Origin of the sequence: Vagococcus elongatus, assembly GCF_003987645.1 — a bacterium.
Taxonomy (GTDB): Bacteria; Bacillota; Bacilli; order Lactobacillales; family Vagococcaceae; genus Vagococcus_A; species Vagococcus_A elongatus.
In genome coordinates, this window is sequence record NZ_NGKA01000023.1 from 23234 (window position 1) to 41021 (window position 17788).

A 17788-nucleotide genomic window follows, 5' to 3' on the forward strand; every position below is an offset into this window, starting at 1 on the left:
TGCTCACATCCCCTTTTCTTTAATAATTATTCAAACTCTAAAAACTCACGCATTTCAGATTTATAAACAGCGGCTTTATTTCCATAAATAATCTGAACTCCATCACCAACATGAACAATTCCATTTGCACCTAATTGGTTGGTAAAGTAATCATCTTCTATCAGTTTTTTCGCATCGACTAATTTTATGCGTAAACGCGTAAAACAAGCGTCAACACTGATGATATTTTCTTTACCTCCTACGGCTTCGATAATAAGTGGAATTAACTCATCCACATCTTTGGTCTCTTGTTTATTTTCTTCAACTATAGCAACTTCTCGACCTGGTGTTTTCAAATTGAATCGTTTAATACAAAAACTAAATAATAAATAGTACATGATAAAATAAATAACTCCAAGAGGGAGAATAGTCCACCAGTTTGAACCTTTATCTGCATTGAGTATCCCATTAAAAATCAATGATAAAAATGGTCCTCCAAAAGCGGATGGTCCTGCTACATTAAATTGGAAAAGATATGTTAGTACATAAGCAACACCTGATAATAGAGCATGAATTCCAAATAAAACAGGAGCAACAAAAAGGAATGAATACTCTAATGGTTCTGTAATCCCCATAATAGCACAAGGAATAACCGCCGCGATCATTAATGAACCTACTTTTTTTCGATTTTCTGGCAAAGCAGATTTATAAATAGCTAATGCTGCTCCAGTCAAACCAAACATAGCAAATAAAACTTTACCATTCATCACATATTTACTAACATCAATATCAAACATCATGCCTGGTGTATTTAAAATTTGATTATATATGTTAACCGCACCTTCAACTACCTCACCACCAACTTCCATACTTCCACCTAAGGAAGTAAAGAAGAACGGTAAGTAAATAAAGTGATGTAAGCCAAATGGTAGCAGTAAACGTTCTGATGTTCCGTAAATGAAAGCTCCAAATACACCTGTCCGATCAATTAAATCAGCTGCATTATTCAACATTCCTTGTATTGGAGGGAAAATAAACGCTAATATGATTCCTACAACACTTGCTGCAATGACGGTAATTGCAGGTATAAATCGTGTTCCATTAAAGATAGAAAAAACTGCTGGTAATTGAATCTTATAGAATTTATTATGAAGATAAGCAACTGTCAATCCAATTATAATCCCACCAAAAACACCAGTATCTAGGGTCAAAACACCTAAGATTGTTTTTTGTCCAGTCAACAAATTTTCTGGATTAATTGTCTTTGTAAAAATTAAGAAACTACCTAAAATAGTATTCATTGTCATATAGCCAATAAATCCTGATAAACAAGCGGTGGCTTTTTCTGATTTGGCAAATCCATAAGCAATACACATAGCAAAAAGAACAGGAATATTATTATTAATAACATTACCAGCATCTTTAATAAGTATACTAAAAAATACAATGGGTTCATATTTTAAAAAAGGAGCTGCATTTTGTAAACTTGGGTTAGAAAGAGCACTACCAAGACCAACTAAAATACCTGAAATCGGTAGTAATAGAACGGGGGTCATTAATACTTTGCCTAATCTTTGAAAAACATTATACACTTTATTATTCTTCATGTCATACTCCTCTCAATTAATTTAGCTCTGGCCAAAAATCACCATTTGCTTCGATTAAAGCGTCTAAAATTTGTTTAGCGACTGTCGTAGATGGGACTGTCTTATTAATTGCAATAGCTTGAAGTGCTTTTTCATATGAGTTTTCATAATAAGCATCTACCGCTAATTTTTCAGAAGCTACTTGATTTTCAATTAATCCTTTATAGAATGTTGAAATTGCTGGACGTGAAATTGGTTCTGGTCCCCATGAACGAATATAAGCTGGAACTTCAACCATCGCATCTGCTGGTAAATTTGGAATTGCACCATTATTTTCAACAATCACTAGGAAACGTTCTCCTTTGTTATAAGCAATTGAAGACGCTGCGTCTACGATGAAGTCTCCGAAGACAGTGAAGTCTTGAATTGGACTTTCGTAACTTTCGGGATTTTCTAAATATTTAGTATGTTCGGCAAACATTTCTTTTTCGCGTCCGTTGATAACCATATCCGCACGAGTCCAATTTTGATCCATATGTTTAGCCATTTCCTTAGAATATAAATAATATTGTAAATAACTATTTGGTAAGAATTCAGGATAATCTTTTACAATATCAACATATTGTTTCCAAGTCTTATTCCAATCTGGATCTTGGTGGTGTTTATCACTTACTGCCATTCCTTTTTCTAAAATCATTTCACGCAATTCTGGGAGACGGTCAACACCTTCTTTATCATATAACTCTGTGAACCAACCAAAATGGTTCAATCCAAAGTAACAAGGATCTAATTCTTGCCAGTTTTTTAACCCTAACATCTTAGTAAAAGATAAAAGAATAGCAGTAGGCATGTCACAAATATTTAAAATACGCTCATTGTTGAATTCACGACGTGTAGCCTCTGCAACAACTGCAGCTGGATTTGAGTAATTTAAAATCCAACATTTTGGCGAATAGCGACGAACATCTTTTATTAACTCGATTACCCCAGTAATTGAACGAATACCATATGAAATAGAGCCTCCTGGTCCACATGTTTCTTGACCGACCACGCCATATCTTAATGGGATTTTTTCATCTGCTGAGCGCATACTTAATCCACCTTGACGGATTTGAGCAAAAACAAAATCAATATCTGTATACGCTTTTTCTTTGTCTGTTGTAACTATAACCTCTAATTCTGGACATTCTTGATAGATAAATTGTTTCATTATATCATAAACTAAATGCACTCTTTTACTGTCAATATCATACATCACTAATTTTCTAAGTGGGAACTCGTTTTTCTTTTGTAATAAACTTTGAATAATTCCTGGTGTGTGAGTACTCCCAGCTCCAGCGATGACAACTGCTTGTTTTTTCATTTTTATCTTACTTCCTTCCATTCATTTGTTTAGTACACCCGTAATGTATCATTAAAAGGGTGAGTGCGCTTAAAACTTTCATATTATGAAAGTTTTATATGAATTGAGAGCCACCTGAGCACCTTTTATTAAAGTTAGAGCCGGTACAGTATCTCCTTTAATCTCTTTTTTTATTCACCTTGGCAAAAAAGATCTAATGAAAAGATAATGGGGACTATTTAGAAGCGTTCATATATGGTTTTGTTGATAAAATTAATCAAGTACTTCATAAATGTTTAAATTGGAAAATGTTACATAAATTTTTTTATGATAATGTGATTCACATAATTTAGCAATTAATAGCATCTAAGTGTGTATGATGTGTTAAAATATAATAAAATTAAGCAACGATGACAAGTAAGGAGAGATTTTATCATGGGATTATTTAGTCATCTTCAAGCCAATCAGCATCTATTAAATGAACAAGAGTTAACACACTTAAACTATATGATGGATAAAGAAAATTTTTCTTTTTTAAAGAGTAGTACATTAAAAGAATTAGCTGACAGACTGTATGTTTCGCCGAATACGATTGTTAGAATGGCTAAAAAGTTGGAATATCGTGGGTATACTGAATTGAAAATAGCTATTGAAACGGAACATAATAAGAGCAATTCTTTAAAGAAAGGGAATCGACTAAAGCTTATCGATCAAATAAATCGAACAGAGGAGTTATTAAGTTCAGGCACAGTAAAAGAAGTATTACAATTAATTCTAGCTTCTAACCATATTTACTTTTTTAGTTGTGGACCTTCTAAATTTCCTTGTGAGGAGATGAAAGAGAAATTAAGAATATTAGGTTTTGAGTCTTCTCTTTATTATGAGCCTCATGTGATGAGTCAACGAGCTAAAAAACTGAAAGAAAATGATTTAGTGTTTGTAGTGAGTCTAAGTGGGGAGACTAAAACACCTTTAGATGCGGCTCGCTTAGTTAAACTAACTAAGGCCAAGATGATTTCAATTACAGGATTTTCTCAAAATTCAATTTCTCAGATAGCTGATGTTACTATGTATACTTTTTATGACAGATTAACCTATGCTGACATGGATGTTTCTTCTAGATTAGGTATTCATTATGTCTTAAATTATATTTTTGAAGAATTAGCACCGTTGTGTTGAAGAATTAGCACCGTTGTGTTGAAGAACACAACGGTGTTTTTTTTTTTTTTATGAGTGTTGTTAGTATAGAGTAATCGAAAAAGCGTTTTTTTGATTAAAAATCGTATAGACTAGATTTATCAAATGAAACGGAGTGGTTCGAATGAGAAAAAAGAATAATATTGTTATTGTTGGAGGAGGATCTACTTGGTCTCCAGGAATTTTAAAAGCTTTGACAAAACATCAAGATATCTTTCCTTTTGATAAAATAACTTTGTATGATATTGATGAAAAAAGACAAGAAGTCATTGGAAAATTTGGTGAGATTTTATTTAGAGAAGAAACACCAGATATAGAGTTTATCTATACAACTGATAAAGAAGAAGCTTTTAAAGATGTTGATTTTGTTTTCTGCCAAATGCGTACGGGTGGCTATCCAATGCGTGAAAAAGATGAAAAAATTCCTTTGGCAATGAATCTTATCGGACAAGAAACATGTGGACCTGGTGGATTTGCTTATGGAATGAGATCAATTAGAGACATGATAGAATTAGTTGAAGATGTTCGTAAATTAAGTCCAGAAGCATGGATTTTAAATTATACAAATCCAGCAGCCATTGTTGCACATGCATTAAACATGGTCTTCCCAGATGATAAACGTATCTTAAATATTTGTGATCAACCAGTCAATCTATTACGTTCGTTTGGACGTTTAATCAATCGTGATTTTAATGAATTTGAACCGACTTATTTTGGGCTAAATCACTTTGGTTGGTTCACACATGTGTATGATAAAGAGGGAAATGATTTATTACCTGAAATCAAAAATTATACGATTAAAAATGGTTTCTTACCAGTTGATGCGGAACAACGTGATCAATCATGGCTAGATACTTATGCTATGGTGGAAGATATGATTAATGACTTCCCAGACTATCTACCAAATACTTACTTACAATATTATTTATATCCTGAATACAAGTTATCTAAATTAGATCCTAATTACACAAGAGCTAATGAGGTAATGGATGGACGTGAAAAACGTGTGTTTGAAGAGTGTGAAAGAATTGCTCAGGCTGGAACAGCAAAAGACTCCCATATTGTTCATAACGATGCTCATGGGGATATGATTGTTGAAGTAGCAGCTTCTATCTATGGTAATTTAAGAAAAACCTTTATTGTGATTGTTCCAAATAATGGGATTGTTTCTAATTTACCAAGTGATTTAATGATTGAAGTAGCAGCATCATTAGGCGCTAATGGACCACAACCATACGCAGTAGGTGAGATTGGTACTTTCTACAAAGGATTAATCGAAGGCCAATATGCTTACGAAAAATTAACATGTGAAGCTTATTTAGAAAAATCATATACAAAAGCATTGCAAGCCTTAACTTTAAATAGAACTATTGGAGATGCTAAAAAAGCTAGAAAAATTTTAGATGCTTTAATTGAAGTAAATGTAGATTACTGGCCAGAATTAAAATAATAAGAAGGAGCTCTAAGCTCCTTCTGTTATTTAATACAAATAAAAGAAATCGTTTTTTGGGAGGAAAGTAATGAAAAAAGAGAAGATTTTAGAATCATTTCAGAAATTAGGAAAAGTTCTAATGGCCCCTGTGTTGATTTTACCGATATCAGGTATTTTAGTTGGCGTAGGAAGTGCCTTTTCCAATCCTAACTTAATCAAATCAGTTCCATTTTTAGGTAGTACTTTTTTTGTTTATCTATTTAGTTTGATGAAGGACGCTGGAAATGTAGTTAATAATAATATTCCAGTTATCTTTGCTATTTCAATTGCTTATGGTTTTGCTAAATCTGAGAAAGGAACAGCTGCTTTAGCTAGCTTTTTAGGTTACATGACACTTAACACTGTGATGGGTTCTTTCTTAGTCTTAAAGGGAACGATTGATCCAGAGAATCTATTAACAGGTCAGCGTAGTATTTTAGGAGTGTTAACTTTAGATACAGGAGTTTTTGGAGGTATTATCATTGGACTTTTAGTCAGTTACTTACATAATAAATATTATAAAATTGAACTACCATCTGTTATTTCCTTATTTAATGGGACACGTTTTATTCCAGCTATTACTATTATTGCTTCTTCTTTTGTTGGTTTAATAATGGCATTTGTTTTTCCACCAATTCAAAATGCTTTGGGGGCTATGTCTGAATTTATCGTGTCGACTGGATCTTTAGGATCTTTTGTCTATGGAACATCAGAGCGTTTGCTATTACCATTTGGCTTACATCATTTTATTTATTTACCGTTCTTCTTTACTAGCTTGGGTGGTGTAGAGGAGATTGGTGGTCAAGTAGTTGAAGGTGCGGTTAATATCTATAATGCTATTTTAAATACGCCAGGGGCAAACTTTGATATTAGTGTTAGTCGTTTTTTAATGAATGGAAAAGTAATCTTTGCGATGTTTGGTTTACCGGGAGCTGCGTTAGCTATGTATAAAACAGCCCTACCAGCTAATAAGAAAAAAGTTGCTTCATTAATGATCGCTGCAGTTATTCCTTGTGCTTTAATGGGAATCAGTGAGCCTTTAGAGTATAGTTTCTTATTTGTAGCGCCGATATTATTTGGTATTCATGCAGTTTTATCAGGAATCGCTTACCTATTAACTTATATAGTATCATTTAACGTAGTTGGTTCTGCTTCATTTGGTGGCCCATTCATGTCACTTATTTTTAACGGAATTATGGGGGCGGATAAAGGTTCTAACTGGTTATGGGTGCTACCTTTAGGTGCTTTATATTTCTGTTTATATTATTTCATTTTTAAATTTGCTATTACTAAATGGAATTTAAAAACACCAGGTAGAGAAGTAGAGGAGGTTGCTACTGCTGATACTGTTGAAAATACAACAGATTCTAAAGAGCTTTTAGAAGCGATCATTGCCGCTGTAGGTGGTAAAGATAATATTGAAAAAGTAGATGCTTGTTTTACTCGTTTGAGAATAGTTTTAAATGAGCCAAGTAAAGTTGAATCAAGTACTTATTTTACGGAAAACTTAGGGGCAAGCGGTGTTGTTAACGTTCCATCTGGTATTCAAATTATTTATGGTAATAAAGCAGCAGTCTATAAGACAGAAATGAGGGAATTACTAGAAATGGAATAATTGTCTCTTTGAAGGGAAGGAAAATTGTGAATTTATTTAAAAAATTAAAAAAGAGGTCGAACGAATTAAACTTACATAGTGTAAGCACCGGACTATTTGTCCCAATTTCGGAAGTGAAAGATGATGTGTTTTCTCAAAAAATGTTAGGGGATGGCTTTGCTATTAGATCTAATATAAAAGAGGTATACTCACCTATCAGTGGTGTAGTAACATCTGTTTTTCCGACGAAACATGCCATTGGTTTGAAATCAGAAACTGGCGTTGAAGTATTAGTTCATATGGGAATTGATACAGTGGAATTACAAGGGAGACCTTTTGAAGTCTTTGTTAAAGAAGGTGATATGGTTATTCCTTCAACTAAAATAGCAGATATAGATTTAGCTATGTTAGATGTGAGCAATAAACAAAGTGATATTTTAGTTATTATCACAAGTGGTGAAGCCATTGACTTTCAAATGACAAGTAGTATAAATGTATCTGCTAATGATTTGGTAGGAAACATTATTTTCAATTAATAATAAAATGAACTACCTGTAAAGCAAATTCACTAAACTAATAAAATAGAAATCCAAAGAGATTAGTTTAATGAAGTGAATGTTATGTCAAGGTTCAGGACAAAAATAGTCGAATAATTCATTTAAAATAGATACTAAGAAAATAAAATTTCTATATTATTTTAAAGGGAATTTTTTCTATGACAAAAAGAGTTACTTATATACCTGCAGTGACCCCTAACAGTTAGACTTTTAAGGAGTGGAGATATCCACTCCTTTTTTGCTGCACCTCGCTCCATTTATCCGATGCGCGTTCTAAATCGTTTACCCCAACGTTGGTAGTCGTCCGTGTCTAGATGGTCATAACTCTTGAGTATTGACGATGGTTTTTTTATTGGCGTAAAATCAAGGCATTGAAGGTGGTCATAACTTATAACCAAAAATAAACAAGAAGAGCAGGTGAACTCAATGAAATATGGTTATGCACGCGTGAGTACGCGACAACAAGATTTAGAAGGACAACTGTTTCAATTAAAACAAGAAAAGTGTGACAAAATTTATTCAGAAAAGATAACGGGAACCAACAGCGACCGACCAGCGTTTCAAGAACTGCTGGCCGAAATAAATGCCGGTGACACGTTGGTTGTCACAAAGTTGGATCGTTTTGCGCGCAGTACTCAAGATGCGCTAAAGACGATTAAGTTTTTATTTGAAAAAGGGGTCCGCATTAATGTGTTAAATTTAGGGATTATTGAAAACACGTCAACAGGCCGGTTGATTTTCACGATTTTAATGCCTTTACAGATTTTGAGCGTGATTTGATCGTGGAGCGCACCCAAGAGGGAAAAGAACTCGCTAAACAACGCGCCGGTTTTAAAGAAGGACGTCTAAAAAAATCGGAGCAGATTTCTCTACTCCGAAAAAAGTTCAGATTTTTTAGGGGGACTACATTCAGGGGTGGATAGTTGAAAATCCTATAAGTGAATCAAACCCTTCGAATACTTATGCAGACAAGCAATGCATTGCATTATCGGAACACTTACTACCTCATGGTCACAAATTCTTCTGCTCCCGTAGGATGAATAGCCACCGTTTGGTCAAAATCTTTTTTAGTCGCTCCCATCTTGATTGCCACGGCAAAGCCTTGCAGCATCTCATCGACACCAATGCCGATACCATGCAAACCAATGATTTTTTCTTCACTGCCTAGACAAATCAGCTTCATCGTCGCTTTGACTTTTCTTTTTTGCAAAGCATAAAACATTGGATTAAACTGACTGCGATATATTTTTATTTCATCTTCTCCGTACATCGCCAAGGCTTCTTCTTCCGTCAAACCTATCGTTGCGATTGGCGGATGGGTAAAAATAACTGTTGGGATATTATTGTAATCCAAATATTCCTTCTCTTTCCCGTTAAATAAACGTTCTGACAAACGGCGTCCTGCCGCAATTGCCACGGGCGTCAAATCGACTTTCCCAATCAAATCGCCTATGGCATAAATCCCTTTTTGAGTGGTATTCTGGTACTTGTCTACCTTGACAAAGCCGTTGTCATCAGTGACGACAGCTGTCTTTTCCAAGCCCAAATTTTCAATATTCGGTTTGCGTCCCACTGCCCAAATCAGCCGATCAGTGTCGATTTCCTCGCCGCTTTCAAAACTAATCACTAAACGTCCATCCTTTTGTTTGACCACTTTTTCGGGCACTGAGTGGGAGTGTAGATGAATCCCTTCCTGTTTATAAATTGCCAGCATCTCTCTGACGATTTCTTCATCGAAAGAACGTAAGGGACGATCATAACGAAAAGCCAGATGAACTTCAACGCCTAAACCATGAAGCAGCCCGGCAAGTTCCACGGAAACGTAGCCCGCTCCTGCAATCACGACCTTTTCAGGCAAATCTTGCCATGTAAAGAAACCATCAGAATCATCACCATACTCCGCCCCCGGTATTTCAGGAAACTCTGTATGATTGCCCGTTGCCAGCAAAATATGAGGAGCGGTATAAGTTTGACCATTGACTTCAACCTTCTGCTCATCAACAAATTTAGCAAAGCCCTTCACCACAGTCACATGGTTGCTAGCCAAGCCTTTATCATAATGACCGTGCAGTCGTTCTATATAAGCTTGACGGTTCTTTACCAACTGCTTAAAGTCTGTCCCTTTCAACTCTACATCCAGACCATAGCTTTCCGCATCTAGTAAAATATTTTCTCGCAGGGTGGACGCCTCCCAGAGAACTTTTTTTGGGACACAGCCCACGTTGACACACGTTCCGCCAATTTTATTTGCTTCGATCAGAAGAACTTTGGCGCCATGCATACCTGCACGATTTGCCGATGCAATTCCGCCGCTTCCTCCGCCTATCACTATATAATCGTAGGGTATCATTAGTTTAAATTCCTTTCTATTCTGAACATTTAAAGACACATACTCCTTCAAATTATACAGAAAATTATTAACACATTGCAATAAATCAGACTAACAACTTTAAAATTTCCTGAAAATTCTATTTATAACTAAAAAAAGAAGACAAAGCCTGTCTTTTGTCTTCTAAATATACTATTCATGGTGAGTCGCCTCTAGAAAAAATTATTTTTTCTTTCGAATCATATCTCCAACGCTGACCGGTTGCACCACCGGCATCGTCAACACCATCATTGGGTTGGGCGCTCTATCGATAGACTCCCCTTCATCGTTCCACATCACATCAACGGTTTGCTCAAAATGTTGAAAGCCCGGACCATAAAACTCGATGTCATCTCCCACACTAAAATGATTACGTTGACGGACAGTAGCTATCTTTGTCTTTTCATCATAAGAAAGGACTTCTCCGATAAAACTATAGGAAGGTATTTTACGCCGCTCCCCAAATAATTGTTCATTCTCGCTTGGTGTGCTGAAATAAAAACCAGTAGACAACTCCCGTTGAGCCACTTTCCACAACTCGTCAATCCATTCTTGTTTACAAATATAATTTTCCGGGTCCTCCATGTAACTATTCACAGCAGCTTTGTAAACATTCGCCACCGTAGAAACGTAATGAATCGACTTCATCCGGCCCTCGATTTTAAAACTATCCACACCGTTTTCTATTAGCTCTGGGATGTATTCAATCATAGACATATCCACTGCACTCATAGAAAAAGGTTCGTCCTTGTCAAATTCATCCGTAAGGGAATGTCTCTTGCCGGCAAAAGGCACCTCATACAAATCATATTTCCAGCGACAAGACTGACAACATCCGCCCCGATTCGCATCCCGTTTTGACATATGATTAGATAGCGTACAACGCCCTGAGTAAGAAATACACATGGCCCCGTGGATAAAGGCTTCTATTTCAACATCGGTGTGTGCACGCATTGTTTTGATTTCTTCCATTGAAACTTCACGAGCCAGTACGACCCGCTCCAGTCCTTCATTTTTCCAAAACTCCAGCGTTTCAACGTTAGTCGCAGAAGATTGGGTAGACAAATGAATCGGCAGTCCCGGGGCATCCATGGCACAGATTTCTATTAAGGCAGGATCGGAAATGATAACGGCATTAATACCGATGTCCCTCAACCGTCGGAAAAATTCTCCTGCTCCTTCCTCATCATGCTCATGAGTAACCATATTGGCAGCCACATAAACTTTAGCTCCATGCTTTTTAGCAAAAGCCACCCCTTCAGACATCTCTTCAAAAGAAAAATTCCCTGCCCGACTGCGTAAACCATAAGCATCTCCGCCGATATATACGGCATCTGCTCCATAATGAATCGCTATTTTTAATTTTTCAAGAGTCCCGGCCGGTGCTAATACCTCTGGACGTTTTAGTTGTTTTTTAACTATCCCCATACTTATTTCACCTCTTCTGGACTCATCAAAAAGAATCCTGTATCAAGTGCTCGTTTATCAGGATGTAAAGAGCTGACATTTTTGCTTAATTCTTGCGCTAAGTCTTCACTCCATCGTCCTTGTTCCAAAGCCTCTCTCGCTTCAACAAATTGCTTGGCAATTTCGACAAAGTTATCTCCCGGAGTATAAAGGCCCTCCAGTTTCCAATGTAAGAAATTCAAATCCGCCAGCTTATCTAAGTGTTCCATCAAATTAAGATCATTCGTCGCAAAAATATGGGTCCCGTGTTCATCTTCGTAAATCGAATAATGTGTCTCAACTTTTTTTGGTTCAGATAAAAACAAATCACTCTCTCTTGTTGTGTCCCTAGCCTCAGACTCAACAAAATTAAAATAATTCTCCAGTAACGGGCGTTTCGACTGATGAATACAAGTTGCCCCATAGACCAGTATCTCTCCAAATCCCAACAACTTATTTTTCATCTCTTTAAGCTCCAGATAAGGAACTTCTCTGGCGACCACCGAGCCGATTGCCCCACGTTTATACCAGAAATTCATCTGTCTGGCACTCGTGACCATCGTATGCCCATCATAAATAAAAGGCAGCTGAAGATTGTCCCGCCTGATGACGTGGATTACTCCCGGATCTCCCACGGCGACAGCATCTGCTTGGATTCCTTCTAAAAAACTCAAATATTCTGGCAGCTGCGCCATCTTCTCTGGATGCATCAAACCATTCACCGCTATCGTCACTTTTTTGCCGAACCGGTGTGAAAGTTCCGTCAGCGCCTGCTGTTCCTCTAACGAAAAGTTATACGGCAATCTTAAGCCAAACGTCTTACCGCCAAAATAAAGAGTATCTACTCCCGCTTCTAAAAGTTTCTCAGCCTGAGATATTGATTCTACTGTAGCGGTAATGTTAATCTTCATTATCAAAATTCTCCCCTCAATAATCATTGCTATCCTATCACAAGTTTCATGAAAAACCAAGATGTTTTCATCACTGCCACCATCAAAAAACTGTTATATTTAAGCAGAATTACTCTTAAATATAACAGTCCTATCTTCATTGTCGACAGCCGGCAGTTTTTACTGATTATACCGGCAGACTTCTTTCTGGTGCAGGGGTTTTCACATTGACCGTGATTTTGCCTTTCGTGGCACCGATGGTCACTTTATCTCCTGTAGCAATCTTACCTGACAACAGTTCTTCACTAAGTTTATCTTCAATTTCTTTTTGCAACGCACGTTTCAGCGGCCGAGCACCGTATTCGGGATCAAAGCCGACTTGACCAATCACATCCAGCGCTCTCGAGGTGATTTTCAACTCGATATTTTGCTCTGCCAGACGTTCGATCACAGAACGAGACATGATTTTTACGATCTCACGCAATTCTTCTTTGATCAAAGAACGGAAAACAATCGTTTCATCCACTCTGTTTAAAAATTCCGGACGGAAAGCTTTTTTCAGTTCTTCCATGATTTTATCTTGCATTGCTTTATGGTCTTGAGTGATATCAAGAACATTAAAGCCAACAGAAATATCTTCTTTTAAGGCCGTTGCCCCAACGTTTGAGGTCATAATCAAAATCGTATTTTTGAAATCTACTTGGCGTCCCTTAGCATCCGTTAAATGACCATCATCTAAAACTTGCAGCAGCACGTTAAATATGTCTGGGTGGGCTTTTTCCACCTCATCAAAAAGGATGACTGAATATGGTTTTTGACGAATTTTTTCTGTCAACTGACCACCCTCATCATAACCAACATAGCCTGGAGGAGAGCCGATCAATCGGCTAGTCGTATGCTTTTCCATATATTCTGACATATCGACCCGCACTAACGCATCTTCCGACCCGAACATGGCTTCCGCTAAAGCTTTTGCCAATTCTGTTTTCCCAACTCCTGTAGGTCCTAAAAACATAAAGGAGCCGATGGGCCGTTTAGGGTCTTTCAATCCACTTCTCGCCCGGCGAATCGCCCGGGAAACAGCTTCTACTGCTTCTTCTTGTCCCACCACTCGCTGGTGCAAAACCTTTTCCAAGTTCAGCAGACGTTCACTTTCTTTCTTTTCCAACTGTTGCAAAGGAATTCCTGTCCATTGAGACACCACTTCCTCAATATCCATAACTGTCACTGAGCGCTCATAACTATTTTTTTCTGCCTGTGCTTGATCATACTTCAAAAGTTTTTCCTGTTGACGTTTTTCCTGTTTTCTCAACGCAGAAGCTGATTCAAAGTTTTGCTCCAAAATGGCTGCTTCTTTTGCCTCCCGAAGTTCTTCCAGTTTGTCCATAAGAGCTACTCTCGGGGAGATTTTATCCGAATCGCTTAGTCTCACTTTAGCCGCACTTTCATCAATCAAATCAATGGCTTTATCCGGCAGCTGGCGGGAAGTGATGTAACGAACGGACAAATTTACCGCCTCTTCCAGCGCCTCATCGGTAATGTTCACCTTATGATGTTCTTCGTATTTTGGCCGAATCCCTTTTAAGATCTCCACAGTGTCCTCAGCCGAAGGTTCATCCACTTGAACTTTTGCAAAACGGCGCTCCAAAGCGGAATCCTTCTCTATGTATTTTTGATATTCATCTAACGTCGTGGCACCCACTGTTTGTAATTCTCCGCGGGCTAAAGCGGGTTTTAAAATATTTGACGCATCAATTGCCCCTTCTGCGCCCCCCGCACCGATCAACGTGTGAAGTTCATCAATAAATAAAATCACGTTGCCGTCAAGATAAATTTCCTCGACAACTTTTTTCATCCGATCTTCAAACTCGCCACGATACTTAGTTCCGGCAACTACCGACCCCATATCCAGCATCATCAGGCGTTTAGACGTCATTTCTTCCGGCACGGAGCCTTCAATGATTTTCTGTGCCAAACTTTCAGCAATCGCAGTTTTACCTACACCGGGTTCCCCGACTAAAACAGGGTTGTTTTTCGTTCTTCGGCTTAGTATTTGAATCAGACGTTTGACTTCGTTCTCACGCCCTACCACAGGGTCCATTTTTTTAGCTTTTGCTAGGGCAGTCAAATCACGAGCCAAGGAGTCTAAAACCGGTGTGCTGCTGTCTTCTATCGAATTGGCTTCTCGCATGTTTGGTCTGCGGTTGCCCGTTTTCATTCCTTTGCCTTCAGTCAATCCCATCTTTTTAAGAACCATTTGCCTAGTCTTAGCCAAATCCAACCCGAAATTTTTTAAGATTCGCGAGGCTAAAATTTCTTCATCTCGCAAAATGCCCAGCAAAATATGTTCAGTCCCTACTTGAGAAGAACGTAATCTTTTAGCTTCATCTTGTGAGAAAGCTAAAATTTGTCTCGTTCTTGGGGAGTAGGGCAAGTAAGGAATAGCTTGTTTTTTCCTCATGGTGCCATAGCCTGTCAAATTGCCAATTTCATCACGCAAATCTTCTTCTTGAACATCCAATTGACGTAATATTTTACCTGCCACACCGTCTTGCTCAATCACTAAACCTAACAATAAGTGCTCAGACCCCACCGACTGATGGCGAAAGTTTTTTGCTTCCTCTTGAGCAATTAATAATATTTTCTTTGCTTTTTCTGTAAATGTCCGCTCCATATCTCTACCTCTTTTCTTCGTAACGAAGACGATCCAACAGCGCCCTTATTATAGCAGCCCTGACATTATCTTCACTCGGATTTTGCTTGCCGATTGCTTCATAACTGATTATAGACACTAGCAACTCTGCTTCTCTTTTACTTATAATATCATAATTATACAATTGCTGTAGGACAGCCACACCATCCTTATACGTCAATTGGTCGCCAATGCTTTTCCGCAAATAAGATAACACCTCATCATGTGAATTCAATTCCACACGCTGAATGCGAATATAGCCGCCCCCGCCTCGCTTACTTTCAACGGTATAGCCCTGAGCCAAAGTAAACCGCGTATTAATCACATAGTTGATTTGAGATGGCACACAGCTAAACAAATCTGCCATTTCTGAGCGGCGAATTTCAATAATTTCTTCTTCCGTTTCATTTAAAATTGATTTTAGATACTGTTCAATCAAATCCGACATACTTTGATGACTCATATGTATTCACCTTGCTTCTTGACTATATTTGACCTTACTTAGTATTATACAAAACTTGCTGTTAAAGGGAAAGAAGTTTGATTGTTAAAAAAAATCTGCTTAAATAAGAAACCTGCTCCATCGGACTTTTTATAACAAAATGCTTATCGTTAAAAGACAGGAGATTTGTAGCTGTTCAGCGATACCTGTTGACAGAAAAGTTTTCCGATGCTACAATATCAGACAATTTAGTAAACCAAACCGTTGATGCGGAGATAACGGCAATAATGCCTTTACAGAGAGCCTGTGGTGCTGAGAGTCAGGTAAGAAACAAGTTGTCAAATGGACCGCTGAGGGTGCAGTCAACTGGGAAAATCCCAAAGTATTCTGCAACGTCTGGCATACGTCAATTGCCGGGGATATGTTAGTATCCTGCTAAGAGCACGGCTCATGCCGTGAATCAAGGTGGCACCGCGAATAGTCTCGTACTGTATGTGTAGTTATTCGTCCTTGACAGAGCAGTTTTTTTCTGTCAAGGGCGATTTTTGTTTCCCCGAACTCCTTTGACATGAAATATCAGTCAAAGGAGTTTTTCAATTTTAGGAGGTCATAGTATGCTGTTTACCAAACGCTGGTGGCGCTCCCCGCGCCTAGTAGAAAAATCAAACAAGAAAATAAGAATCAAACCAAAATCAACCTAAACTTTATCTATTTGGAGGAAAAGAAAATGAAATTTAACGATATTGAATTTGACACCTATTTTAAAAACTATCCCGATGACAATGGCTATTTCGGCAAATACGGCGGTTCCTATATCCCTCCCGAACTACAGACTGCGATGAATGAAATCAATGATGCCTATCAGACTATTTGTAAATCTTCAAAATTTATCAGTGAACTCCGCCGCATCCGCCGGGAATTTCAAGGAAGACCGACGCCGATTTCTTATTTGGAAAGACTGTCCGGCAAACTGGGAAATGTCCAGCTTTATGTGAAACGTGAAGATTTGAACCACACTGGGGCACATAAGCTCAACCACTGTATGGGCGAAGTGCTGCTTGCCAAATACATGGGCAAGAAAAAGGTGATCGCAGAAACGGGGGCAGGTCAGCACGGTGTCGCTCTTGCCACTGCTGCCGCATACTTTGGCTTGGAATGTGACGTTTACATGGGCTCAGTAGATATTATAAAACAGGCACCCAATGTTGCCAGAATGAAAATCCTAGGTGCCAAGGTCATTGAAGTTACTGATGGACTTGCCACCTTAAAGGAAGCTGTGGATGCTGCTTTTAAGGCTTATGCTGAGGAATACAAGGAGGCGATCTACTGTATCGGCTCAGTCGTCGGTCCCCACCCATTCCCGATGATGGTGCGAGACTTCCAAAGTGTGGTGGGTATCGAAGCAAGGGAACAGTTTCTTGAAATGACCGGTGAACTTCCTGATACAGTGGTTGCCTGTGTCGGCGGCGGTTCCAATGCAATGGGCTTGTTTTCGGGCTTCCTCAACGATCCTGTTGACATTTACGGTGTGGAACCTTTTGGTAAAAGTATTCAACTGGGGGATCATGCCGCCAGTCTAACCTATGGCGAGGAGGGTGTCATGCACGGTTTCAACAGCATTATGCTGAAAGATGAAAATGGCGATCCTGCCCCTGTCTACTCAGTTGCCTCAGGTCTGGATTATCCGTCCAGCGGTCCCGAGCACGCCTTCTTGCATGATCTCGGTAGAGTGAAATACGATGGCATAAGTGATGATGAAACTATTGACGCCTTTTTTGAACTCTCCAGAATGGAGGGAATCATCCCGGCAATCGAAAGCTCCCATGCCGTAGCTTACGGAATGAAGCTGGCTAAAAACATGGGCAAAGGTTCGATTCTTATCAACCTCTCCGGCAGAGGTGATAAAGACATGGATTATATCATCGAAAAATACGGTACCCGATAAAGCAGAAGACAGTTGGGGGATTTGCTATCTTTATCGCCGTTTAGAACATTGAATGAGGTGATAATTTAGACCTCGTAACACTATTTGGCGAAGAGCTGACAAACAACCAAAAAACTCTATAAACCATATGGTTTACAGAGTTTTTTTAATATAATCGGGAAGACAGGATTCGAACCTGCGACCCCTTGGTCCCAAACCAAGTGCTCTACCAAGCTGAGCTACTTCCCGTACTATTTCAAACGCACCCAAGAGGAGTCGAACCCCTAACCTTCTGATCCG

12 protein-coding genes, 1 tRNA gene and 1 pseudogene are annotated in these 17788 nt (G+C 38.4%); 6 read left to right on the forward strand and 8 right to left on the reverse strand.

Annotated elements, in window-relative coordinates; translation table 11 throughout:
* Window positions 1–26: 26 nt before the first annotated feature.
* Window positions 27–1586, reverse strand: a complete 1560-nt coding sequence (locus CBF29_RS11865; protein WP_126809938.1) for a PTS transporter subunit EIIC — start codon at window positions 1584–1586, stop codon at window positions 27–29.
* 16 nt (window positions 1587–1602) lie between these two features.
* Window positions 1603–2928 carry a family 4 glycosyl hydrolase gene (locus CBF29_RS11870; protein WP_126809939.1) on the reverse strand — a complete coding sequence of 442 codons (1326 nt, stop codon included), beginning with the start codon at window positions 2926–2928 and terminating at the stop codon, window positions 1603–1605.
* A 414-nt stretch (window positions 2929–3342) separates the two neighbouring features.
* On the opposite strand from CBF29_RS11870, the gene CBF29_RS11875 reads away from it, so the two are divergent.
* From CBF29_RS11875 to CBF29_RS11895, 5 genes and pseudogenes are all read left to right on the forward strand, one after another.
* On the forward strand, window positions 3343–4086 hold the full coding sequence (locus CBF29_RS11875) for a MurR/RpiR family transcriptional regulator (RefSeq protein ID WP_126809940.1): 744 nt from the start codon (window positions 3343–3345) through the stop codon (window positions 4084–4086).
* A gap of 142 nt (window positions 4087–4228) precedes the next feature.
* Entirely contained in the window at window positions 4229–5554 is a 1326-nt protein-coding gene (locus tag CBF29_RS11880) for a 6-phospho-alpha-glucosidase (protein ID WP_126809941.1), read from the forward strand.
* Between the two features lie 70 nt (window positions 5555–5624).
* Complete coding sequence (locus CBF29_RS11885; protein ID WP_126809942.1) at window positions 5625–7190, forward strand: PTS transporter subunit EIIC; 1566 nt, start codon at window positions 5625–5627, stop codon at window positions 7188–7190.
* 26 nt (window positions 7191–7216) lie between these two features.
* Window positions 7217–7705: a PTS sugar transporter subunit IIA gene (locus CBF29_RS11890; RefSeq protein WP_126809943.1), complete on the forward strand. Its 489-nt coding sequence runs from the start codon at window positions 7217–7219 to the stop codon at window positions 7703–7705.
* Window positions 7706–8152: 447 nt separating this feature from the next.
* Window positions 8153–8589: pseudogene (locus tag CBF29_RS11895) on the forward strand (recombinase family protein); the annotation flags it as partial.
* Window positions 8590–8726: 137 nt separating this feature from the next.
* On the opposite strand, the gene gor reads toward CBF29_RS11895, so the two are convergent.
* From gor to CBF29_RS11920, 5 genes are all read right to left on the reverse strand, one after another.
* Complete coding sequence (gene gor, locus CBF29_RS11900) at window positions 8727–10076, reverse strand: glutathione-disulfide reductase (protein WP_126809944.1); 1350 nt, start codon at window positions 10074–10076, stop codon at window positions 8727–8729.
* Between the two features lie 201 nt (window positions 10077–10277).
* Window positions 10278–11522, reverse strand: a complete 1245-nt coding sequence (locus tag CBF29_RS11905) for a peptidase U32 family protein (RefSeq protein WP_126809945.1) — start codon at window positions 11520–11522, stop codon at window positions 10278–10280.
* A 2-nt stretch (window positions 11523–11524) separates the two neighbouring features.
* Entirely contained in the window at window positions 11525–12451 is a 927-nt protein-coding gene (locus CBF29_RS11910) for a peptidase U32 family protein (protein WP_126809946.1), read from the reverse strand.
* Between the two features lie 166 nt (window positions 12452–12617).
* A complete protein-coding gene (locus CBF29_RS11915) occupies window positions 12618–15104 on the reverse strand; it encodes an ATP-dependent Clp protease ATP-binding subunit (protein WP_126809947.1) in 2487 nt (828 codons plus the stop codon).
* A gap of 4 nt (window positions 15105–15108) precedes the next feature.
* Window positions 15109–15585: a CtsR family transcriptional regulator gene (locus tag CBF29_RS11920; RefSeq protein WP_126809948.1), complete on the reverse strand. Its 477-nt coding sequence runs from the start codon at window positions 15583–15585 to the stop codon at window positions 15109–15111.
* Between the two features lie 706 nt (window positions 15586–16291).
* Here CBF29_RS11920 and trpB point away from each other — a divergent pair.
* A complete protein-coding gene (trpB, locus tag CBF29_RS11925) occupies window positions 16292–17509 on the forward strand; it encodes a tryptophan synthase subunit beta (protein WP_211334298.1) in 1218 nt (405 codons plus the stop codon).
* Window positions 17510–17663: 154 nt separating this feature from the next.
* On the opposite strand, the gene CBF29_RS11930 is transcribed toward trpB, so the two are convergent.
* Window positions 17664–17737, reverse strand: a tRNA-Pro gene (locus CBF29_RS11930).
* Window positions 17738–17788 lie beyond the last annotated feature (51 nt).